The organism is Botrimarina colliarenosi (assembly GCF_007859955.1).
Taxonomy (GTDB): Bacteria; Planctomycetota; Planctomycetia; order Pirellulales; family Lacipirellulaceae; genus Botrimarina; species Botrimarina colliarenosi.
In genome coordinates this window covers 854,003-874,665 of record NZ_SJPR01000001.1, presented here as the reverse complement: position 1 = coordinate 874,665, position 20,663 = coordinate 854,003, and the positions used below count along the sequence as shown (strand labels likewise).

Here is a 20,663-nt window from a genome sequence, read left to right as displayed (position 1 = left end):
AATCATCTCAATCCCTCCGCTTGCGATCCCCCTATCTCCATTCATCCCCAATATCCCCCTTCATAGGCTCTCTAGCGCAGGCGGGCTTGGCGTTGGTGGAGGTAGGCGGTCAGCGCGGCGTCGAGCGGGCGGTCGGTCCGTAGCAGCACGTAGTCGGCGCCCTGCGCGCGGCAGCCAGCGGCGACCTCGTTGCGGAAGCGGTCGAACTCTTCTTTGTAAGCTTTGCGGAGCCGCACCGGATCGACGAGCAATTCGCCGAGCGACTCGAGCCCCTTGAACAGCGTCGGCTGTTGGAACGGGAACTCCAGCTCGGCCGGGTCAAGGACGTGCATCACGATGACGTCGTGCCGGCGATGGCGGAAGTGCTTGAGGCCGGCCAGCAGCGCCTCGGGGTCGTCGAACAGGTCGCTGAGGATCATCACCACGCCACGCCGGCCGAGCCGTTCGGCCAGCTCGTGGAAGATCGGCCCCGCGGACGTCTTCTCGCGGCCGGCGCCCTCGGAGATCGCCGTGATGACCGGCGTCAGCTGCGACGGGCTGCCGCTCGGCTTGATCAGGGTGCGGACGCGGTCGTCGAACGTGGCGAGGCCGACGGCGTCTTGCTGCTTGAGGATCAGGTACGCCAGGGCGGCGGCGGCGGTTTGGGCGTATTCGAGCTTGGACATCGGGGCGCCCTCACCCGACTCACGTCGGGGGCTCGCCGTTGGTCCGCTCTGGTAAGTCATGCTCTCCGACACGTCGAGCACGAGGTAGCCGATCAGGTTGGTCTCTTCCTCGAACCGCTTCAGATAGATCCGGTCGCTCTTGCCGAAGGCGCGCCAATCGACGTACCGCAGGTCGTCACCGGGGACGTACTCACGGTGCTCGGCGAACTCGTTGCTGAACCCCTGGTACGGCGAGCGGTGCAGCCCGCTGACAAACCCCTCGACGATCCGCTCAGCGCGCAGCCGCAAGCCCTTGAGCCGTGCGAGGACGGCGGGGTCGAGCAGGCGTTCTGGTGATTGGGGCATAAAGGGATTAACCGCGGAGACGCGGAGAGATTGTTTATTTGAGAAACGCCTCAAATCCTTCACTTGATGGCCAGGGCTCCCAACCGCCGGACTCCGAGTATTCCCCGTAGACTTGACGAGTTGTGTCGTAACCCAAGCAGTACCCCATCCCATCGTCGCCCAAGAGCCAATTAGGCGAATTGTTTACTCTCACGCCGAAGATTTCCGTCGGACAAGTAGGTCGCCCGTAGACAATACGGCCATTCAACTGCTCGCCCCATCCAATCTCGCTGAGGTGCCTCAAGTAGTCATCGGGCAATCCTGGTATCTCTTCAACGAGTCTTTCGATCTCGCTTTTCAAAAGCTTCACGCACAATTGCATTTTGAGAATTCTCTGCGTCCTCCGCGTCTCCGCGGTGAATCCCCTAAGCCGCCGCCTCGGCCGGCGTGCTCTCGATCAAGCGATCGATCACCACGTCGGGCGTCACGCCGTCTGCTTCCGCATTAAAGTTCGTCACGATACGGTGCCGCAGCACGGGGTGGGCCGCCGCCCTCAGGTCTTCCATCTCGACGCAGTGCCGGCCGTGCAGCGCGGCGCGGGCCTTGGCGGCGAGCACCAGGAACTGGCTGGCGCGGGGGCCGGCGCCCCAGCTCAGGTAGCGGTTCACCGTGTCGCTCGCGGTGTCACGGCCGACGCGGGTCTGCCGCACCAGGCGGATCGCGTACTGCGCCAGGTGGTCGGCGATCGGCACGCGGCGAACCAAGTCGGCCATCGCTTGCAGGTCGTCGGCCGACAGCTGGGGCGTCACCGAGTTCTTCTGGTCAGTCGTCGTCTGCTTGACGATCGCCAGCTCCTCGGCCTCGGTCGGGTAGTCGACACGGACCATGAACATAAAGCGGTCGAGCTGCGCCTCGGGGAGCGGGTAGGTCCCTTCCTGCTCGATCGGGTTCTGCGTCGCGAGGACGAAGAACGGGTTGGGCAGCTTGTGACGCTCGCCGCCGACGGTGACCTGCTTCTCTTGCATCGCTTCGAGCAAGGCGGCCTGCGTCTTGGGCGGCGTGCGGTTGATTTCGTCGGCGAGCACGATGTTGGCGAACACCGGCCCCGGCAAGAAGCGGAACTCGCGGTGGCCGGTCGCCTTGTCCTCTTGAATGACCTCGGTGCCGGTGATGTCGGCCGGCATCAGGTCGGGCGTGAACTGCACGCGGTTGAACTGCAGCGACAGCGCGTCGGCCAGCGTGTGGATGAGCAGCGTCTTCGCCAGCCCCGGCACGCCCTCGAGCACGCAGTGCCCCCGGGCGAACAGCGCGATCAGCAGCTGCTCGACCACGTCCTGCTGCCCGACAATGACTTTGCCGAGCTCGGTCGTGAGCCGGCCGTAGGCGTCGCCGAGGCGCTGGATCGCTTCGATATCCGAATCGGGTAACGTCATGCTGAGTTGCCTACTTGTTTCGTTGAGAACCGCCGATGGACGCAGATTAACGCCGACGTGATGGGTTTGCCCGCGAATGACGCGAATTCGCGCGAATGTGTTTCTTACTTCGCACTGATTGGTGTCATTCGCGGGCAACCTTTCTTCATCGGCGTTAATCGGCGTCCATCGGCGGTTCCTCTGTTCAATCGTTGTAACTGGCGAGCCCGCGGGGGGCTGCCTCCGTTCGACGCGACAGCGGACCGTCCGGTTCCGGATCGTCTTGTGACGGCAATTCCGCCAACATCCGCAGGCGGTCGGGGCCGCAAACCAAGAGCCCGTCGTCAGTCGGGACAAGGTTTGCCCCCACGCCGCCGACCGGTGAGAGGTCAATCGGCGAGCGGGTGAGCGAGCCGGACGTCGGATCGATCGCGAAGATCGCTTCGCTTGTCGGCAAGAAGACCTCGTTCCCAACGACCGCCGCGGCGCCGAGTCCGCGGAGCCCGGCGCGGGGGCTTTCGGGCCAGCAGAGCTGTTGCTGGCCGGTCAGCGTGTCGTAACTCGTCAAGCGTCGTCCGGCGAGCACGACAACGGCGCCGCTGGGTTGCCGGACGACTCCCGCGATCGTTGCGTCACTGCGGCGCGGGACCGACCAGAGCGGGGCGCCCGTGCCGGTGTCCCAGGCGGTGAGTTGTTCGGAGTCGGAAGGCGCCGCGATGAGTTGATCGCCGATCACCACGCACGGCGACGCCGGCTCGCCGACTTGGTCGAACCGGATGTTGGGCTGAGTGGTGCGTGGATAGCGGGCGATCCAGCGAATTCGGCCGCGCGACGCGTCGATCGCCGCCACCGCGCCGAGGTTCGTCGCAACATAGACCGAGTCGCCGACGACAACCGGCGGGGCGGGATTTGTCCCGGTGATGCGTGACTCGACATCGCCCGACCCGAGGTCGCACCGCCAGAGTAGCCGGCCCGACGTGACGGCGTAGCAAGCCAACGACATCTCGTTGCGGACGCCCGGCCTGACGATGGCGATGTAGAGGCGGTCGCCCCGCACCGTTGGCTGCCCGGCAAATTGGTAATCGGCGACGCCGCGGACGGCGGCCGGTGGGTCGTCCTCGGGCGGCCGGAAACGGACCGGCGTGGCGTCGGTCGCGTCGATCCGCACACCGATCAGCGACTCGTTGGTGCTCGCCATCGCCCGGCCGTTCGGCCCGCGGACGATCCGTTGCCCTTCCACCAACCGTGCGTAGAGGACCCCCTCCGCGACGGTGAGACTCGGGTCGATCCGGACCGGCTGGGTCGCCGCCGCCGCAGCGTTCGGCGCTTGCCCCGCTGCGCCGCGGAAGACGAACAGTTGATTGACGGCGTTGACCCCGAGGTTGGCTCGGCGGGCCACGTCGCCGAGCGCCGGCCCCGCGCCGCGCTGGCGAGGCGTCGCGACGCCGGGCAGCGGTTGCGGCTCGGTCTCGCCGGTCGCCAGGTTGAGTCGTTGAACGGCGCCGCGCTCGACGTAGAACGCGCTGAGCCCCTCGACAACCGCGCTGAGGGTCGGCGAGGTCTCCGTCGGCGTCGGGTCGGGCCCGCTATTGATGACGACCGGCTGTCCGAACGCGTTCAGTTGGATCACGTTGCGATTGAGATTCGGCGCCGGCGCTGCTGTCGGCTCGGCCTCGTAGGGGACCGCCTCGGACCAGGCCCAGGCGAAAGGCCCCTGCCGATGGGTCAGCCGATCGGCGCTGCTGGCTTGCTCGTCGATGATCGCCTCGAGCGCTTCGGCCAGGGGTTGGGTGCGTCCTGCCAAGCGTCCCTCGACGTCGGGCGCCAAGCCCCGGAGCAATCGCGTCTCGGCGGCGGCGCGACGGAGGTCCCCCGCGCGGATCGAGGCGAGCGCGAGCCTTGAGAGGGCGAGGGGCAGCAAGTCGTCGTTGGCGTTGACGACGGGCAGACCCTCGGGCCGCGGTGACTGCCGCCAAGCCGCGGCGAGTTCGGCCGGATCGACCGACGGGTCGAGCAGAACGAGCGACGCCCCCGCCGGTCGGCCCCACGGGTCGTACAACAACGGATGCACACGGCTAAGCCAACGCCGGGCGGCGGCGGCGTCGCCCCGTTCGAGCGCCAATTCGCCCAGCGCCAGCAGCGCGTCGGCCGCGGGTTCGCTGGCGTAGAACTCTTGAACAAGACGCACCAGCGCCGACTCGTCGAGACGCGCCGTCGCCCCGTCGATCCGTTCGCGGGCCGTGCGGTCGATCCGGGCGCGGTACGCGGCGAGTCCTTCGGCGGGCAGGGACGCCAGCAGTTGCTGGCAGCGCTGGGCGAGCGGAGCAAAACGCTCGCGGCCGATCGGCTTTTCGAGGGGCAGTTCCTTGGTCGGAGGTTGCCCATCAACAGAGTCTTGCGATTCAATCGGCGCGCCGATCGGGGCGACTTCGACGAGGTCGCCGCCCGACTCGGTCTGGAGCCGCTCAATCAGCGCGATCGCGTCGTCCCAGGCGCCATCGGCGGTGAGGGCCTCGTACTGCAGCAGCGTCCGGCGGATGCGGCTCGAGACGTCGGCCGGCTGAAAGGGCGTGAGGCCCGCCGCCATGAAGAGGGAGTCCGCTGGCTGGGCGACCGGCTCGCGGAGCAGCCGTGGTGGCCCCAGTTTTTCCGCCTGGCAACGCGACGGCCCGCCGGTCAGCCAGACCGCCACCGACGCAACCGCCAGCGACACGGTGGTCGTACGGCGGCGGGTTACGCAGGGGCGAGGCGGCATCCGTGTCTCAACCTGAGGGGCTCTACCGGGGGCTCCGACGCCGCTGAGGCGTCCTCTGGAGTCTACCCGAGGGCCGCAACGGGGGGAAACGACCCGTCTCCCCCTCCCAACGCGCCAGCCCGGTCATTCAACCGGCGGGTAGAGGTGGTAGAGCATCAGATAAACGAGCACGCCCGTGACCGACACATAGAGCCAAATGGGAAACGCCCAGCGGACCACCCGGCGATGCCGCTGACGGAGGGGTCCCGACTCTTCGGGCGACGCCGACAGCGCCTTGGTCCCCAGCCAAGCCGACCAGAGCGCCAAGAACGGCACCGTCATCGCCAGCAGAACGTGGCTCAGCAGGATCGTGTAGTAGACATACCGAACGGCGCCGGGGTGCGTGAACGGTACGGTCATCTTGATCATGAAGTGATAATAGAGGTAACACCCCAGGAAGGCGGCCGAGACGGCGAGCGCGGCCCACATCGTGTTGCGGTGCAGCCGCTCTTTGCGTTGCTTGATGAAGACGTACGCCAGGATCAACAGGAGCGTCGCGAGCGTGTTCAGCCCGGCGTTGACGTGGACGAGCGGGTGGGGCATTCGATTGCGGAAGTCGGATTGCGGAATGCGGATTGAGAACGAGCCGCGACCGTGAGGGAGTGGCCAGCCGGGGCGGCTAGCGCCGCTGCGCCACCCACCAGCTCGACGCCACCATCGCCACGGCGAAGCCGATCGTGACGGCCCAGCAGAGCGGTTCGGCCGGCAGGCCAGCGGTCTCGCCGGCGCCGAGCCGCCACCGCAGCGCCGCGACACCGTAGGTGAGCGGATTTATTGTGACCACGCCGCCGAGCCACCCCTCCGCCCCGTGCCGGAAGAAGGCGCCCGACAGGAGCCACATCGGCAGCAAGAAAACGCTCATGATGGCGTGGAAACCCTGCGTGCTGTCCATCCGCCAAGCGATGGTGAAACCAAGGCCCGTGAGGGCGATCGCAATGAGCGTCATCGCGGCGAAGACGAGCAGCGCGTCGATCGGGCCTGCGATCGCCACCGAGCCGGTCGCCCAGCCGAGCAGCAGGAACAGCGTCGCCTGCGCCAGCGCGATCGCCGCCCCGCCGAGCACCTTGCCCAGCGCAATCGCCAGCCGCTGCGTCGGCGCGACGAGAACGCCCTGCAGGAATCCCTCGTTGCGGTCTTCGATCACGGAGATCGTCGCGAAGATCGCGGTGAAGAGCAGGATCATCACCAGCGTGCCGGGGAAGAAGTGCTCGTACCCCAGCGCGTTCGCCTTGAGGCCCTCGCTAAAGAGCAGCCAGAACAGGACCGGCTGCACGAGCCCGCCGATCACCCGGTTGCGCTGGCGGAAGAACCGCACCAGCTCACGCCAGGCGAGCGCGGCGATGACGCCGAGCGGGGAGGAATAGGTGGGGGTGGAATCCATCGTTGCTGCTTTATTCACCACGGAGGGCGCCGAGAGCACGGAGAAAGAAAGATTGGCGTCGACGACGACGCTCGGTGTTCTCGCTGCTTTCCGTGGTTAATTATCAAAACGCTGCCCGGTGCGGGCGATGAAGACGTCTTCGAGCGTTGGCTTGCCGATCGACAGCTCGTCGATCTGGTCGCGGAAGCGGCCGTAGAGCTGGGTGGCGAGCTCGGGGCCGGTGGCGCCGTTCGCCTCGACCCGGACCGCGCCGTCGAGGGTGAGCGTCGCGACGTCGAGCGCCGCGGTGATGGCGTTGGCCAGTTGCTGCGGGTCGGTGGTGCGGACCGTTATCGTGTCGCCGCCGACCGAGGCCTGCAGCGCTTCGGGCGTATCGAGAGCGGCGAGCTGGCCCTGGTGGAGGATGGCGATGCGGTCGGCCCGCTCGGCTTCTTCCAGCAGGTGGGTCGTCGCGACGACGGTGACCCCTTGCTCGCGCGCCTCGCTCAGGGCGCGCCACAGATCGGCCCGGGCGCCCGGGTCGAGGCCGGTCGACGGCTCGTCGAGCAGCAGCACCCGCGGCTGGTGCATCAGGCACATCGCGAGCTCGACGCGGCGTTGCAGCCCGCCCGAGAGCGTCTCGACCACGTCGCGGCGACGGTCGGCGACGCCGAAGCGCTCCAACCCCTCGTTGATCCGTTGGCGGAGGTCGCTCCCCTTGAGGCCGTACAGCCGGCCATGGCACCAGAGGTTCTCCTCGACGCGCAGCTTCTTATCGAGCGCTGGCGACTGGAACACGACCCCCAGCAGCGACCGCACGACGGCCGGCTCGCGGGCCACGTCGTGGCCGAAGAACGCCAGCGAGCCCGACTGCACCGGGGCGAGCGTCGAGAGCAACTTGAAGAGCGTCGTCTTCCCGCTGCCGTTAGGGCCGAGCAGGGCGAAGACCTCGCCCGCCGTCACGTCGAACGACACGCCACGCAGCGCCTCGCGGTCGCCGTAACGGTGGCGGACATCGCGGATCTGGATAGCGTGATTAGGCAAGGGATTCACCACGGAGGGCGCCGAGAACACAGAGAGTCTTGAAACACAGCGAGCCGATGTCTGTGGGAATGATGGCCTTCCGCCAAAGCGATCCCACCGCTCGGAGAACTCTCGATGAGTTCCGTCCTCTCTGTGGTGAAATTAGGAAGTCGTTAGCCGACGCAGAACCAGAGCGCCGCCAGCCAGACCGGCACATAGAGCAGGCTGGCGCGCATCAGCCGGCGGGCGATCGGGTTCGTCCGTTCGGCCAAGAAGGCGGCGGACGTCGCCAGCATCACCAGCCCGGCGAGACCGACCACGACGGCGTAAGCGACCGGCGACGCGGCGCCGAACACCATCGGCGCGAGGCTCACCGGCAGCAGCACGGCCGAGCCGATCACCGCTTGCAGACCCGCCCAGCGGCCGCTGGGGTCGAGCTTGGTCGACATCTGGTAGCCGGCGATCGTGTAGTCGTCGCGGCAGAGCCAGGCGATCGCCATGAAGTGGGGGAACTGCCAGACGAACATCGTCGCGACGATTGACAACGCCAACGGGTCGAGCAAGTCGCCGCCGCCGGCGGCCCAGCCGATCCACAGCGGCATCGCCCCGCTGACCGCGCCGACGGCCGTGTTGAGCCACGTCTTGGTCTTGAGCGGCGTGTAGAGCGCGACGTAGACGACCCAGGTGGCGACGGCGACCATCGCGGCGGTCGTCCCGGCGAAGAACATCAACAGCGACGCGCCGAAGGCGAGCGAAAACGCCCCGAACCACAACGCCTCGTCGGGCGACAGCCGACCGGACGGCAACGGCCGCCCCTTCGTGCGGGGCATCCGGGCGTCTCGTTCGCGCTCGATCCACTGATTGAGGGCGTTCGCACTGCCCGCGACCAGACCCGTGCCGACCGACACGGCAAGCAGCAGCGACGCCGACCACCGCGACCCCGGCGCGCCGTAGCCGGTCGCGATGTGGAGCGTGATCAGCACCGCCACGAGCTCAAGCATCACGATGCGCGGCTTGGTGAGCTCGACAAAAATCTTGAGCTTGGACATGGGGCCGACCTTCGCCAGGAGGTTCGTGCGTTCGGCGGCGGCCGGCAAGGCGTTGGCGGTGGGGTTCATGCGGGACCTGCGGAGGCGGCGCTGGGCTCGTCGCGGTGGGAGGAAAGTTCGGTATTCGAAGCGGTCGAGGTCCGTCGCCGGGCGACAACGGCGTGGGCGGCGGCGAGCGCCAGCAACAGCGAGCCGGTGGCGCTGTGGCCGGTCACGACGTAGGTCTCGGTCCAGCCGCCCGCCGTCGAAGGGGCCATCGTACCCGCCCCGGCGATTGCGTCCCAGGCGTCGGCGGCGACGCCCGTCTGGGCGAAGGCCGGGAGGCGGTACTTGGCGACCCAGGTGGCGACGCCCAGCGAGACCTGCACGGCAAGGACCGCCGCCATGAGCGACGCCAGGACGCGGGGGGAGCGGCCGACCGGCCAACGCCACGCCACGATCGCCGCGGCGACGACCGAGAGCGTCACGAGCAGCGCCCCCCACAGGTGGGCCTGCACGTGCAGCGCGAACGTGTTGAACGAGCTCGCTTCCGGGACGTGTCGGAGCGCCGCGCCGGCGATGATTTGCAGATAGATCAAGCCGGCGAGCAGCCACGGCCAGAGCGGAGCGGCTTGGTCACTCCCTGACGGTCGTGGCTCGTCGTTACGCGCGGTCAGGGCGACGATTACGGCGGTTAGCGCAAAGAACAGCGGCCCGGTCGAGCCGTGGGCGAAACCGAGGAGCCGTTCGTTGAGAACGACTCGTAAGCCACCGAGCACGCCTTGCCAAATCACCAGCGCAAGGGCCGCCAACGCAAGCCAACGCAGCCACGCCCGCCGGTCACAGCGGAAGACGACGACCACCAGACCGATCGTCAACAAACCAACCCCGGACGCGAACAACCGGTGCCCGTGTTCGACGAACAGGTCCCAAGGCCCGAAAAACCAAGTGCTCCACGGGTAGAGCCACAGGTTGTAGCCGTAGGTGCCGGGCCAATCGGGCACGGCCATACCGGCGTCGGTCGTCGTGATGAGTCCGCCGATCCAAATCAACGGATACGTCGCGCAGCACAGCACCCACGCCCAGCGGTGCGGCCAGGGAGAGACGGTTCCAGCGTTGGCGTAAGGTTCTGACAATGAATTCGTTTCTGTAGGAGGGGTCTCCGACCCCGGTGACGGTCTGCGATCCGTCTCGTCAGGGTGCGCGTTATCGGCGTCAGAGACGCCTCCTACAGGGGGGACTCCTTGGGGTTGATTGACTGTAAGTAGACGACCACCGATTGCACCTCTTCGTCGGTCAGAGAACCGGGCTGGCCGGGGTAGGCGCCGCCGACGGCAGGCATCGTTGTGCCGGCGATCCCTTGATGGACACGGCGGTAGAGGTCGGCCGTCGCGTCGCCGCCATGTGGCGTTGCGCCGATAAGTTGCCGCGGTCTCGACGGGCGGATCGGCAGATCCTGCCTCACCAGGTGGGCGACGGCGTCGGACGGCCGAGCGACGACGCGCTCGCGCGTCCAGCGGTCGTAGTCGATTTCATAATCTTTGCCCGCCACGGCGCCCCCCTGCCCCGCGGCTCCGTGGCACTTGAAGCAGCCCGCCTTCTCGCTGTGGTAGAGGTCACGCCCGCGGGCGATGAGACGGTCGTCAACCTCGCTGGAATCCGGCGGCGAGACGACGTCCGACTCGGCGTCGACCCATGCAGCGACGATTGGCGCGAGCGATTCGGACATCACTTCATCGCGCAGGTCGCCTTCAAGCCGCAGCGGCTCACCGGCCGGCAGTTCGTCGGCCACGAGCGACACCAGCGCCCGTTCCGTCTGTCCGCGGATCGCTAGATAAATCACATACTGCTGCAGGATTTCGCGTTCCTCTTCACTCAGTAACCGGAACGAAGGCATCGCCGTGCCGGGGACGCCGTGCTCAAGCACGCGGTCGAGGTCGGCCACGGTCGGCGGAGCGTCGCGGTAGGTGCTCTTCCATTTGAAGACGCCGCGGCGGAAGTCGCGTGGGTAGGGCGATTGGTAACGAGCCGTCGGGCCGCGGCCGTCGCCGGTCACGCCGTGGCACCGGGCGCAGTGGCGCCGGTAGAGCCCCTGGGTGACGCCCACTTCATGGCTCGCGACTGGCCCCGCGGCCTGCTGCAGAGCGGCGAGATCGCAAAGCTCCGCCATCCGTGGCAGCTCGGGCGGCAGCCGCGGTTCGTCGGGCGACCCAAACAACTCCGCCAAGGCCGCGTCGATCGAGGACGATTGCTCGTCGGTCAACCCGCCGGTGGCCCGCAACAGGCCATTGGGCTGGAACGAGTCCGCTCGCTCGCCACATCCCGTCGCGCCGGCGGCGGCGCAGAGCAACGCGGCCAGACGGTGGCGGCGGCGGGGACGGGGTGGGGGCATACGGGACGGGCAGGTCGGTCGGCGCGAAACGCTCAGCCTACCCAACCGCGGCCCCGAGCGGCGCCGTCACGGCCGTCTGACGTGTGCGTCGATTCGTCGCGTCACCGGAGATCGGTCGCTGCAACCCGCAAATCGCCGAGTTGCAGCCCCCCCGCGGGGATGGCGAGGACCACTTCGCCCCGCTCGTCGGTCGCGCTGCTGCCGATTTGTAGGCCAACGAAGGGCTTGCCTTCGCGCCAGAACCGCAGCCGCCACTCGCCGGACGGAAGCTCGGCAAGCTCAAATTCGCCCGACTCGTCGGTCACCGCGGCGAACGGGTCGTCCCGGACGACGACCCAAGCCTGCATGAACGGGTGGACGTTGCACCGCACGCCGATCGGCCGCCGCTCGGGCTTCACGAGGTCAAACTCCCGACGCCCGTCGGGCGGCACGACCACGTTGGCGGGGCGGTTGCGGACGAATTCGATGTCGACGTTGTGCATCGTGGGATCGTTGTTCGCCAGCACCAGCGGCTGGCCAACTCGGACCACAAGCACCCGGGGGATGAACGCGCAGCCTCGGTTCGTGAGGGTTGCTGGCTCTTCGGGGACTGCGTCGTCCGCCGGGGGCGCCGGCTCACCACGTCGGGGCTCGACCGAGACCACCACGTTCGCCAGCCCCCCCTCGGGCCCGACAACGACGCTCTGGTCCACCGGCCCGGCCGCTTGGCAGCAGGCGTCGCGGCCCGGCGGCAGGGCCTCCGCGGGAGGGACCGCGCCCACGACGACAATCCGCCCGGATAGGCCCCCTGCCCCGTCGACGATTCCGGCCGCTAGGAGCAGCGAAATTACGATTCCGGCACGCTTGAACATCGGTTCTCTCGAAGAATCTCGTGGCAATCCCCGCCCCGCACACCGCTACACTCTACCGGCGCGTACCGCTCGGCAACCGCCTGCGTTAGAATGCCGCGGTTCTTTGACAGTCCGGACGGCGTGGAGCAATTGCGATGAAGGTCTTGGTGGTAGGCAACGGCGGGCGCGAGCACGCCCTCTGCTGGAAACTCGCGCAGAGCCCGCGGGCCGATATCGTCTTCTGCGCTCCCGGCAACGCCGGCACGGCGACCGAGACCGGCCTGCCGATCCAGAACGTCGATATCCCGGCCACCGATACGGCGCGGCTCGTCGCGTTTGCGAAGGACAACGAAATCGGCCTCACCGTCGTCGGCCCCGAAGCGCCGCTCGTGGCGGGCCTGGTCGACGCCCTCGAAGCCGCCGGCCTCCGGGCCTTCGGCCCCTCTCGGGCGGCCGCCGAGCTCGAAGGCTCCAAAGTATTTTGCAAAGAACTGCTCCGTCACGGCGACATCCCCACCGGCGATTTCCACACCTTCCGCACCGGTGAGGAAGCGACCACCTTCCTCAACGAGCGCGAAAGCCAACCGCTCGTCCTCAAGGCCGACGGCCTCGCCGCCGGTAAGGGAGTCATCGTCTGCGGCAGCCGCGACGAGGCGCTCGACGCCGTCCAGCGGATCGCGGGCGACAAAGAGTTCGGCGCGGCAGGCAATCGGCTGCTGATCGAAGAGCGGCTGCACGGCCAGGAGGTCTCGATCCTCGCCATCACCGACGGCAAGTCGATCATCGCCCTGCCCGCCGCCCAGGACCACAAGCCGGCCTACGACGGCGACCAAGGCCCCAACACGGGCGGCATGGGCGCCTACTGCCCGGCGCCGATCGTTGACGACGCCCTCCTGCGCCGCGTCGAGGAAGAGATCCTCGTCCCCACGGTCCACCACATGAAGCGCAAACGGCGCCCGTTCCGCGGCGTGCTCTACGCGGGGCTGATGCTCACCAAGCAAGGCCCGAAGGTGCTGGAGTACAACGTCCGCTTCGGCGACCCCGAGTGCCAACCGGTGCTGATGCGGCTCAAGAGCGACCTGCTCGACGTGCTCGAAGCGACGGCCGACGGCCGGCTCGACGAGGCGCCACGGCTCGAATGGGACCCCCGCCCCGCGGTCTGCGTCGTCATGGCGAGCGAGGGCTACCCGGGCAGCTACGAGAAAGGCCACGTCATCAGCGGTCTCGACCAAGCCGCGAACGTCCCGAACGTCAAAGTCTTCCACGCCGGCACCGCGTCGATCGATGGCGACGTGGTCAACGTCGGCGGCCGCGTCCTGGGCGTCACGGCCATCGGCGACACGGTCCCCGCCGCCAAACTCTCGGCCTACACGGCGGTAAAGGCGATCCGCTGGCGCGGCGCGTGGTGCCGCAAGGACATCGCCGACAAGGCGGTGAGCGTCGACAAGGTGGTGGTGAAAGACGAGCGGACGCGATTCGGTTGATCACTTCCCGGCTCGCTGGTCGCTTGGGAGTTGGCTTCACTGGTTGTGGAGCCGTGCCGCTAGTCGCGGCGGCAGCGCGCCTTCTTTTAGCCGGCACTCCCAGACGACCCAGACCGAGTAGCCACTCGCGCGCAGCTGTCGCGTCACCCGGCGGTCGCGGCGGCGGTTGCGGTCGATCTTTGCTTGCCAGTAGGCGCGATTCGTTTTCGGCGTCCTGTCGCCTCGCTTGCAATCGTGGCCGTGCCACCAGCAGCCGTGGACGAAGATCGCCAGCGGCTGGCGGCCGCGCTTCTTGACGACAAAGTCGGGGCGGCCTGGCAGCTCCTTCACGTCGCGCCGATAGGCAACCCGGGCCGCGTCGAGCAGCGCGGCGACCTGCAGCTCGGGTCCCGTGTCGCGGCTCTTGACCGCGGCCATCGTCCGGCTGCGCGCCGCGCTGGGGGGCTTCATGCGCTCTAGAACGGGATCGTTGCGGTGGGGGTCTCGAGGCCGAACGCTTCCGCCCACAACTTACAAAGGGCGTCGACCGACTCGGAGGGGCCCGCCACCACCCGGTCGCCGAGGATCTGGGCCGGCAGTCCGAAGCGGCCCTGCTTGCCGATCGCGGCGGCGAGTTCGACGTAGTTCTTGATCCGGGCCCCTAGGGCGCCTTCGGTGTCACGTAAGGCGGCGCTCAACTCGTCGCCATCAACGTGCCGACGCGCCTCGATCAGCGACCTCGTGCGGTTGGGGATCGTGTCGTCATGGAGCATCCAGGCGTGGAACGCCTCGAACTCCTCCGGGTCGAGATCCGACACGGCCATCGAGAGCTTGGCGGCGAAGCACGCGCCGAGCGATTGCTTCCGCGCCTTGCGGACGTGCTTGTTGCAGGCGATCTCACCGGGGACCGGCATCACCAGCACCGCGATCTGACCGTCGAAACGCTCCAGCGCCTTGGTCAGCTTGTCGTGGAACTCGCGGCAGTGGGGGCACGCGTAGTCCATCATTTCGACGACTAAGTGGGGCGCGTCGGGCGAGCCGAGCACCGCTTGCTCGTAGGCGTCCACGCGGAGCTTGCCGTTAAGAAAGGCCGCCAGACGGGAGCCCCCGCTACGCCGCTTCGCTTTGGTCGACGAGGGGGTCGACGAGGGGGTCGACTCGGGTTCCGGCTGCGCGGCTGGCTCCGAGGGGTCCTCGGTCGTTGGCTCTGGCGAACGAGGCGATGCTTCGGCCGACGCGTCGGCGGAGGCTGCGGTGAAGACGAATTGGTCGGTCAGGTTTGCGTCGTACTCCGAGACCGCCGGGGCGGCTAGCAACGTTTGCCCCCCCGCCAAGGCGATCACCCCGAGCAGGCCAACGAGGGTCGGCACGCCGAGTGACGGGGGTGCGTCGGTCTCCGTGGCCGGACCGGACGCCATCGCCGCAAACGGCGAGACCACGACCGGTGCCTCGCCTCCGCCCGCGGACGCGGCGCGGCGCCATAGCAGCACGGCGACCGCCATCGCGAGGCCGCAGGCGTGGGTCGCCAAGCAATAGAAACAGAACGAGTCGAGCGCCGCCGCCTGAACCGCGGTGAACCAGACGCCGGCGCCAACGGCCAGCGGAGCCGTCAGTTCGAGGAGCCGCCAACCGAGCGAGGCCGCCCCGCCGCGGCGCCATGCTAGCACCGAACCAACCAGCGCGGCGGCGTAGCACAGGGTTCCGCCGGCCGCGACGGGCACCCCTCCGAGCTTCGCCCAGGGGCTCCCGAGGGCCGCGTCGCAGTCGAAACCGGCGAAGGCGTCGCAGCCAACAGCCGACGCGGTCGTGGCGCTCGACCACCAGAGAAAGGCCGACAGCCCGAGCGCAGCGGCGGCTAGCGTGCGGACAATCCAAGGAAGCACACGGACCATGGCGGAGAGCGACGAGAGTCGCCTTGCTAGCTAGACAAAGGACGAGGATGCGGACTTTTCGGGGCGGGTCGCCGAGCCCTCCCAGTATACGCCACCGCGCGCCCCGATGCCGTCGCCGCCGCTAGCAACCCTTGAGGGATGCCAGGCGGCTTAATCCCGGCAGCGGGCAGCGCCGATACGTAAGGGGCACGTCGCGTGGTGTTCGCCCCGTCCTCGCTGGTCTCGCCGAAGGCTCGTTCCGCTATGAATATGGCCCCCAAGGTCCGCCCTCTCTGGCAACGGATGCCGATCTGCGCCGCCCTCGCCGGGCTCCGCGGCTATCAGGCGCTGCGTCTGCCGAGGCGCGTCTTGCCGCGTGACCTCAAGTCGATCGTCCGCAATTGGGACCCGCGGATGTTCAACCAGCTGATCCGCTCGGGCCTCACCAGCGCGTACATCGACCAGCCGTGCGAGTTCCGCCAGCCGGCCGTCGTCGAGTCGAAGGCCGATGTCGCGCCGGAGCACCGGCTCACCCAAGAACAGCTCACCTCGTTCTACGAGCGCGGCTTCGTTGGGCCGCTGGACGTCTTCTCGCCCGAGCAGATGCGGGACTTCAAGCAAGACCTGCTCGCGATCGAGAAGACCAAGTCGCAGACCTACGGCTTCGAGACGCCGCGCGACCGCCACTTCGAGATGCCGCGGCTGTGGTACTACATGAAGTCGCCCGCGGTGACCGACCGGATCGCCCAGTTGCTCGGCCCCGACCTGCTCTGCTGGCGTTCGCAGATTTTCTACAAGGGCCCCGGCTCGCCCGCCATCCAGTGGCACCAAGCGAGCACCTTCATGGTCGAGGATTACCAAGACCCGGCGTTGTTCCCCGCCGACCGGAACGACCTGTTCCAGATCACCGCTTGGATCGCGGTCGATGACTCGACGCACGAGAACGGCGCGCTGAAGTTCGCCGCCGGGACCCACAACCGCATCCGCACGATCCACTTCGGCGGCAAGGAAGGGTTCTACAACGCGGCCTTCGAGCTCGATTTCCGCGAAGAGGACCAAGAGATCGTCGAGATCCCCTGCCGCGCCGGCCAGATGATTCTCTTCACCGAGCGCTGCATCCACGGCTCGGCGGCGAACAAGACCGACAAGCACCGGATCGCCTTCAACCTGCGGACCGTCCCGACGAACGTCGCCGTCTACCCGGGCAAGAAGTACTACCGCAGCGTTTACAACGGCGGCAAGTACCACCTCGACAAGTGGGGCGTCGCCGTGCTGCGGGGTGAGGACCGTCACCAGCTCAGCCGCACGATCCCCGCCGAGATGCTCGAACGGGGCGCCGACACGATCCGGCGGGCCGCCTGATCGGCCGGCGACCGCGGCTTGGTCCTTGGCGTCCCCGATCGCTCACCTTCTCCTAACAACTTGACCGGATGCGACGGCTCGCCGGCAAAACCGCTCTCGTCACCGGCGCCGCCCGCGGCATCGGCCGGGCGATTGCGCTGCGCCTCGCCGCCAAAGGGGTGCGGCTGGCGCTCGTCGATCGCGACGCGCCAGGACTCGCCCAGACCCAGCGCGACGCTGAGCAGTTCGGCGTCGCCGCGTTGTCGATACCGTGCGACCTGACCGACAACCATGACCTCGAAGCACTCGCCGAGGGGCTACTCGACTGCTGGGCGGGGGTCGACGTTCTGGTCAACAACGCCGGGATCGCCTATTACGGGCCGACCCATGCCATGGCGCCGGAAGACGCCGACGAAGTACTGGCGACCAACCTGCACGCCCCGGTCAAACTGACCCACGCCTTGTTGCCGGCGCTGCTCGCGCGGCCCGAGTCGCACGTGCTCAACGTCTGTAGCGTGCTTGGCCTGGCGGTCATGCCACGGGTGGCGGTCTACTGCGCTTCGAAGCACGCCCTGATCGGCTATAGCAAGGCGCTCCGTGTCGAGTACGGCCGGCAGGGGCTCGGCGTCACGACGCTCTGCCCCGGCTTTGTCCGGACCGCATTGATCGAAGACGCCACGTCGAGCGGACGCTCGATGCGGCGCCCGCCTGGAGTATGCTGTGTCTCGCTCGATCGAGTCGCCCACGCGGCCGTCAGGGGGATTGAACGCAACCGTCGACAAGTGATCGTCGACCCGGTCGGCCGCTGGATCCGGGGGACGATGGCGGCCGCTCCGGGGCTGTTCGATTGGATGCATTCGCTCGGCAAGGCCCGGCGCGCCGCCAACAAGAGAGCGGAGCTGGCCGCTCTGCACCCAGAAGTAGAAACGGCGCTGCGGCTCAAACTGGGCCGCTCGGCGCCTCCTTTGCAAGTTCAACCGCCGCGCCAAGTTGCTTAGCTGGGTCGCATAATACGCATCACCGCTTATAGCTGCGCGTTTGGTGTAGTTGCGTAGGGAGCGTGGCAGACGGTTTTGATGAGTTCCTCGTCGAGGACGGCGACTTTTCAGGCGTCCATAGCGGCTTGTTCGAGCGCTTCGTAGTCGTCGTAGACGCGGTTGCTCCAGAAGTGGCTCTTGAGGTAGTGCCAGAGGTTCTCGATCGGGTTGAGCTCCGGGCTGTAGGGCGGCAGACGCACCAGGGTGATGTTCTCGGGCACGGCGAGAGCCTTGGCGGTGTGGAAGCCGGCCCCGTCCCACACCATCACCGCGTGCTCCCCTTCGGGGACCGTCGCCGAGAACAGCTCCAGGAACGTGTTGACGATCTTCGTGTTCAGCTGCGGGCTCAAGAGGCCCTCAGCGTGGCCCGTCTCGGCGCAGACCGCGCCCAGCACCCACAGGTACTCGTACTCGGTCTGCCGCACGGCCGTCGGGCGTGAGCCCCTCTTCGCCCAGACGTTGGTGTTGGTCCCCTGCTGGCCAAATCGCGATTCGTCCTGGAAGTAGACCCGCAGCCGCTTGCCGGGGCGCCCCGCGGCGATCTGCTCGATTCGCTCGGGCCACTCACGCATGAATGCCTCAATCTTCTCGGGGTCCGCCTTGCGGTGCTTCGGACGCGGCCGCAGGCAGCTGTAGCCCAGCTTGTGCAGGAGCCGGTAGACGCCCGTGAGGCTCCGCAGCAGATTGAACTCCGAGGCGAGGACCCGCTGGAAGTCCTTGCCACGCAGCGTGCAGACGCGGTCGGGGTCGGGGTCGGTGGGGCCCGCCTCGATCCGTTCCCGCAACGCCGCCTCTTCTTCGCTTGAGAGCACCGGCCTGCGAGACCGGCCCCGACGTTCGTCCAGCCCCGCGAGGCCCCGTTCGTTGTAACGCCGCACCACGTCTTGGCACGCCCGGCGAGATAGGCCCACCGCCGTGGCGACCGCCGGGGCCGTCCAGCCCTCCAGGGCGAGGATCAGCACCCGCAGGCGTCTGGAACGCGTGGCGTTCTTCTCACCACGCTCAAGCCCCTTGAGCTCCTCCTGCGTCCCGTGCGGCTCGACATGCATGCACGCAATATGATCGACAAGATGAGGCAGCGCAATAGGAAGCGCGCAGGTTTATGTGGCGATGCGTATAAGCGGGTCGCTAACTAGCGAGCGAACCGCCGCAGCTGCTTCCCGCCCCCGCGGTGCAGCCGAAACAGTGCGGACCCGTCGCGATCTCGCGCCCGCCGAGTTCGGCCGGATCGATCTCCCAGAGAAAACGCCCCGCCGTGGACGGCGTCGGTAGGCGGAGGGCGTAGTTGAAGTCGCAGTCGTGGACGCGTCCTTGGCTGTCGACGTGAATCTGGCCGCGGCACATCAGGCCTTCGAACGTCGCGGGGTTGAAGGCGTCGAGCAGGCGCTGCTCGTACGCCGCCAGTTCGCCACGCCGCTCGAGGTCGTCACGCCAGCGGGCGATTGGCATGTTCGTGATCGCCCACAGCTCGGTGAACTCCAAGCCGTACTCGTCGCGGAGCACCCGGCGGTAGTCGGCCTCGAGCTGTTGCTGGGGTGGCGGCAGCGACGGGCCGACCGGGTTGTAGACCAGTGTCAGCCGCAACTCGGGGCGCCGGCCGTAGCCAATGTCGTTGAGCCGGCGGAGCCCCGCCACCGAGTCGGGAAAGGCCGTCAGGCCGCGTTGCTTGCGGACGTTCTCCTCCAGATAGCACGGCAGCGACGCCACGACGTGAACCCCGTGGTCGGCCAGGAACGCCGGCGCCCAGGCGTAAGGCTCGGCGCCGGTCGTGTCGCGGTGGACGAGAATCGTCGGGTTGCAGCGGTCCATCACCCGTTTGCCGAGCCGCCGGGACTCGGTCACTAGCCGCCGGAAGTGAGGGTTCATCTCGGGCGAGCCCCCCGTCAGATCGACCGTGGTGATCGACGGGGCGTTGGCCAACCAGCCGAGGATCCGCTCGGCGGTCTCTTCTGAGAGGTTCTCGTCGGCCGCGGTCCGCTTGGGGGATGAATCGACGTGGCAGTGTCGGCAAGCCAGGTTGCACGCCAATCCCACATTCACCTGCAGCGTCGTGATTTCAGCCCGCGCGCGGAGCGGCACCCCGAGACGTTCGACGAATCCACTCATGGCCGCTCTCTGTCGATCCCTAGCAGCATCCGCCACCCGAGTAGTGCCACGTCGGGGGGGTGATCAGCAGGTCGGCGCGTCCCAACGCCGCCAGCGCCGCCGCTGTTTTGTCGCAGACCGCCTGCGGAGTCCCTTTGGGGAACGTGCGGCCGTTGCCGTCTTCGAAAGCTTCGTCGGCGCCGGTGTAGGTGGCGGTTCGGCCGGTATAGACGCACGGGCCGTCTTGGGGTGTCGGCTGGTTGACGGCCACCACATCGATCGACTCGAGCAGCACATCGCTTGGCAACCCATAGCCGGCCGCGTCGAGCGCCCGGTAGGGCCGCCGCGAACGGACCTCGACTTGGCCGAAGCCGACCTCCGTAATCGCCCGGACATAGGCGTCGAACGTCTGGCAGCCCGACAAGCAGGCGGCCCGTAGCCGCGGGTCGTCGGTCAGGTGTTCGGGCAGCGGCGTCGGGGTGATTGGATCGGACATCGCCAGCCGGCCGCGCAGCTTGAGCACGCGGCGGGCCTCCGACAGGGCTCGTTCGAGATGGTCGGCTCGGAAGATATTGAATAGGCAGTTCTGGGCGACGTAGTCGAACTCGCTATCGGCGACCGGCAATTCCAAAGCGTCCCCCGGCAGGATCGTGACCATCGCCGGATCGAACCAGGGGTTCGTCTCCGCGGCGAGCGCCAAGTTCCGCTCCGCCGCCTCGCGCATCTCGGCGACCGGGTCGATCGCCACCACGCCCCCCGGGCGGCGGGTGAAGTAGGCGAGCTCCAACGCCTCGAGCCCGCCGCCAACGCCGATGTAGAGGGCTCGCTGCCCCTCGCTGAGGTCCTCCGGACGCACCGACGAGCCACATCCGTAGTTCATCTCGTGCATGATCCCGGGGATCCGCAAACCCGGATACCGACGCGGGGCCGTGGCCACACAGCACAGGTTATCAGCGGGCTTTTGAGCGACGTCGCGGTAGACCGACGCGACAATATCGAGATAAGTCATGCGTGAGTCGGTTCGCCAGCGGGGGCGAT

General features: G+C 67.9%; 18 protein-coding genes. 3 read left to right on the top strand and 15 right to left on the bottom strand.

Annotated elements, in window-relative coordinates; genetic code table 11:
- Positions 1–71 precede the first annotated feature (71 nt).
- From Pla108_RS03380 to Pla108_RS03335, 10 genes are all read right to left on the bottom strand, one after another.
- On the bottom strand, positions 72–1,010 hold the full coding sequence (locus Pla108_RS03380; protein WP_146442996.1) for a DUF58 domain-containing protein: 939 nt from the start codon (positions 1,008–1,010) through the stop codon (positions 72–74).
- A gap of 404 nt (positions 1,011–1,414) precedes the next feature.
- Positions 1,415–2,422, bottom strand: coding sequence for an AAA family ATPase (locus Pla108_RS03375; RefSeq protein WP_146442994.1), 1,008 nt, complete (start codon positions 2,420–2,422; stop codon positions 1,415–1,417).
- A gap of 184 nt (positions 2,423–2,606) precedes the next feature.
- The gene (locus Pla108_RS03370; protein WP_146442992.1) at positions 2,607–5,156 is read right to left on the bottom strand and encodes an outer membrane protein assembly factor BamB family protein; all 2,550 of its coding nucleotides are present in this window, start codon (positions 5,154–5,156) and stop codon (positions 2,607–2,609) included.
- Between the two features lie 123 nt (positions 5,157–5,279).
- A complete protein-coding gene (locus tag Pla108_RS03365) occupies positions 5,280–5,738 on the bottom strand; it encodes a DUF420 domain-containing protein (RefSeq protein WP_146442990.1) in 459 nt (152 codons plus the stop codon).
- Between the two features lie 76 nt (positions 5,739–5,814).
- Positions 5,815–6,576: an ABC transporter permease gene (locus tag Pla108_RS03360; RefSeq protein ID WP_146442988.1), complete on the bottom strand. Its 762-nt coding sequence runs from the start codon at positions 6,574–6,576 to the stop codon at positions 5,815–5,817.
- Positions 6,577–6,672: 96 nt separating this feature from the next.
- Positions 6,673–7,608 carry an ABC transporter ATP-binding protein gene (locus Pla108_RS03355; protein ID WP_390615079.1) on the bottom strand — a complete coding sequence of 312 codons (936 nt, stop codon included), beginning with the start codon at positions 7,606–7,608 and terminating at the stop codon, positions 6,673–6,675.
- A gap of 143 nt (positions 7,609–7,751) precedes the next feature.
- The gene (gene cyoE / locus Pla108_RS03350) at positions 7,752–8,696 is read right to left on the bottom strand and encodes a heme o synthase (protein WP_146442984.1); all 945 of its coding nucleotides are present in this window, start codon (positions 8,694–8,696) and stop codon (positions 7,752–7,754) included.
- Positions 8,693–9,742 (bottom strand): COX15/CtaA family protein, encoded by a 1,050-nt coding sequence (locus Pla108_RS03345; RefSeq protein WP_146442982.1) that lies wholly within the window; start codon positions 9,740–9,742, stop codon positions 8,693–8,695. The genes cyoE and Pla108_RS03345 overlap by 4 nt, the downstream gene beginning before the upstream one ends.
- Before the next feature lie 92 nt (positions 9,743–9,834).
- Positions 9,835–10,998, bottom strand: a complete 1,164-nt coding sequence (locus Pla108_RS03340; RefSeq protein WP_146442979.1) for a c-type cytochrome — start codon at positions 10,996–10,998, stop codon at positions 9,835–9,837.
- A 101-nt stretch (positions 10,999–11,099) separates the two neighbouring features.
- Positions 11,100–11,849 (bottom strand): hypothetical protein, encoded by a 750-nt coding sequence (locus Pla108_RS03335; protein WP_146442977.1) that lies wholly within the window; start codon positions 11,847–11,849, stop codon positions 11,100–11,102.
- Between the two features lie 134 nt (positions 11,850–11,983).
- Here Pla108_RS03335 and purD point away from each other — a divergent pair, with 134 nt between their 5' ends.
- Positions 11,984–13,312, top strand: a complete 1,329-nt coding sequence (purD, locus tag Pla108_RS03330) for a phosphoribosylamine--glycine ligase (protein WP_146442975.1) — start codon at positions 11,984–11,986, stop codon at positions 13,310–13,312.
- A gap of 36 nt (positions 13,313–13,348) precedes the next feature.
- Here the strand turns inward: purD and Pla108_RS03325 are convergent, their stop codons facing one another.
- Both Pla108_RS03325 and Pla108_RS03320 read right to left on the bottom strand, forming a co-directional pair.
- A complete protein-coding gene (locus Pla108_RS03325) occupies positions 13,349–13,762 on the bottom strand; it encodes a very short patch repair endonuclease (RefSeq protein ID WP_146442972.1) in 414 nt (137 codons plus the stop codon).
- A gap of 5 nt (positions 13,763–13,767) precedes the next feature.
- On the bottom strand, positions 13,768–15,183 hold the full coding sequence (locus Pla108_RS03320; RefSeq protein WP_146442970.1) for a vitamin K epoxide reductase family protein: 1,416 nt from the start codon (positions 15,181–15,183) through the stop codon (positions 13,768–13,770).
- 243 nt (positions 15,184–15,426) lie between these two features.
- Between Pla108_RS03320 and Pla108_RS03315 the strand changes: the two genes are divergently transcribed.
- Entirely contained in the window at positions 15,427–16,524 is a 1,098-nt protein-coding gene (locus Pla108_RS03315) for a phytanoyl-CoA dioxygenase family protein (protein ID WP_146442968.1), read from the top strand.
- Positions 16,525–16,592: 68 nt separating this feature from the next.
- The gene (locus Pla108_RS03310; protein WP_146442965.1) at positions 16,593–17,501 is read left to right on the top strand and encodes an SDR family NAD(P)-dependent oxidoreductase; all 909 of its coding nucleotides are present in this window, start codon (positions 16,593–16,595) and stop codon (positions 17,499–17,501) included.
- 107 nt (positions 17,502–17,608) lie between these two features.
- Here Pla108_RS03310 and Pla108_RS03305 read toward each other — a convergent pair whose 3' ends face one another.
- The 3 genes from Pla108_RS03305 to arsM all read right to left on the bottom strand — a co-directional run bounded on the left by Pla108_RS03305 (position 17,609) and on the right by arsM (position 20,634).
- Entirely contained in the window at positions 17,609–18,589 is a 981-nt protein-coding gene (locus Pla108_RS03305) for an IS630 family transposase (RefSeq protein WP_146442962.1), read from the bottom strand.
- Between the two features lie 79 nt (positions 18,590–18,668).
- Complete coding sequence (gene arsS, locus Pla108_RS03300) at positions 18,669–19,646, bottom strand: arsenosugar biosynthesis radical SAM (seleno)protein ArsS (RefSeq protein ID WP_146442959.1); 978 nt, start codon at positions 19,644–19,646, stop codon at positions 18,669–18,671.
- 19 nt (positions 19,647–19,665) lie between these two features.
- Positions 19,666–20,634 carry an arsenosugar biosynthesis arsenite methyltransferase ArsM gene (gene arsM / locus Pla108_RS03295; protein ID WP_146442956.1) on the bottom strand — a complete coding sequence of 323 codons (969 nt, stop codon included), beginning with the start codon at positions 20,632–20,634 and terminating at the stop codon, positions 19,666–19,668.
- Positions 20,635–20,663 lie beyond the last annotated feature (29 nt).

Excerpts from the sequence above, each read along its gene's own strand:
- arsM (WP_146442956.1), bottom strand. The coding sequence starts at position 20,634 with ATGACTTATCTCGATATTGTCGCGTCGGTCTACCGCGACGTCGCTCAA.
- Pla108_RS03340 (WP_146442979.1), bottom strand. The coding sequence starts at position 10,998 with ATGCCCCCACCCCGTCCCCGCCGCCGCCACCGTCTGGCCGCGTTGCTC.
- Pla108_RS03305 (WP_146442962.1), bottom strand. The coding sequence starts at position 18,589 with ATGCATGTCGAGCCGCACGGGACGCAGGAGGAGCTCAAGGGGCTTGAG.
- purD (WP_146442975.1), top strand. The coding sequence starts at position 11,984 with ATGAAGGTCTTGGTGGTAGGCAACGGCGGGCGCGAGCACGCCCTCTGC.
- Pla108_RS03365 (WP_146442990.1), bottom strand. The coding sequence starts at position 5,738 with ATGCCCCACCCGCTCGTCCACGTCAACGCCGGGCTGAACACGCTCGCG.
- Pla108_RS03360 (WP_146442988.1), bottom strand. The coding sequence starts at position 6,576 with ATGGATTCCACCCCCACCTATTCCTCCCCGCTCGGCGTCATCGCCGCG.
- Pla108_RS03370 (WP_146442992.1), bottom strand. The coding sequence starts at position 5,156 with ATGCCGCCTCGCCCCTGCGTAACCCGCCGCCGTACGACCACCGTGTCG.
- arsS (WP_146442959.1), bottom strand. The coding sequence starts at position 19,646 with ATGAGTGGATTCGTCGAACGTCTCGGGGTGCCGCTCCGCGCGCGGGCT.
- cyoE (WP_146442984.1), bottom strand. The coding sequence starts at position 8,696 with ATGAACCCCACCGCCAACGCCTTGCCGGCCGCCGCCGAACGCACGAAC.
- Pla108_RS03375 (WP_146442994.1), bottom strand. The coding sequence starts at position 2,422 with ATGACGTTACCCGATTCGGATATCGAAGCGATCCAGCGCCTCGGCGAC.
- Pla108_RS03380 (WP_146442996.1), bottom strand. The coding sequence starts at position 1,010 with ATGCCCCAATCACCAGAACGCCTGCTCGACCCCGCCGTCCTCGCACGG.
- Pla108_RS03335 (WP_146442977.1), bottom strand. The coding sequence starts at position 11,849 with ATGTTCAAGCGTGCCGGAATCGTAATTTCGCTGCTCCTAGCGGCCGGA.
- Pla108_RS03325 (WP_146442972.1), bottom strand. The coding sequence starts at position 13,762 with ATGAAGCCCCCCAGCGCGGCGCGCAGCCGGACGATGGCCGCGGTCAAG.
- Pla108_RS03320 (WP_146442970.1), bottom strand. The coding sequence starts at position 15,183 with ATGGTCCGTGTGCTTCCTTGGATTGTCCGCACGCTAGCCGCCGCTGCG.
- Pla108_RS03310 (WP_146442965.1), top strand. The coding sequence starts at position 16,593 with ATGCGACGGCTCGCCGGCAAAACCGCTCTCGTCACCGGCGCCGCCCGC.
- Pla108_RS03315 (WP_146442968.1), top strand. The coding sequence starts at position 15,427 with ATGAATATGGCCCCCAAGGTCCGCCCTCTCTGGCAACGGATGCCGATC.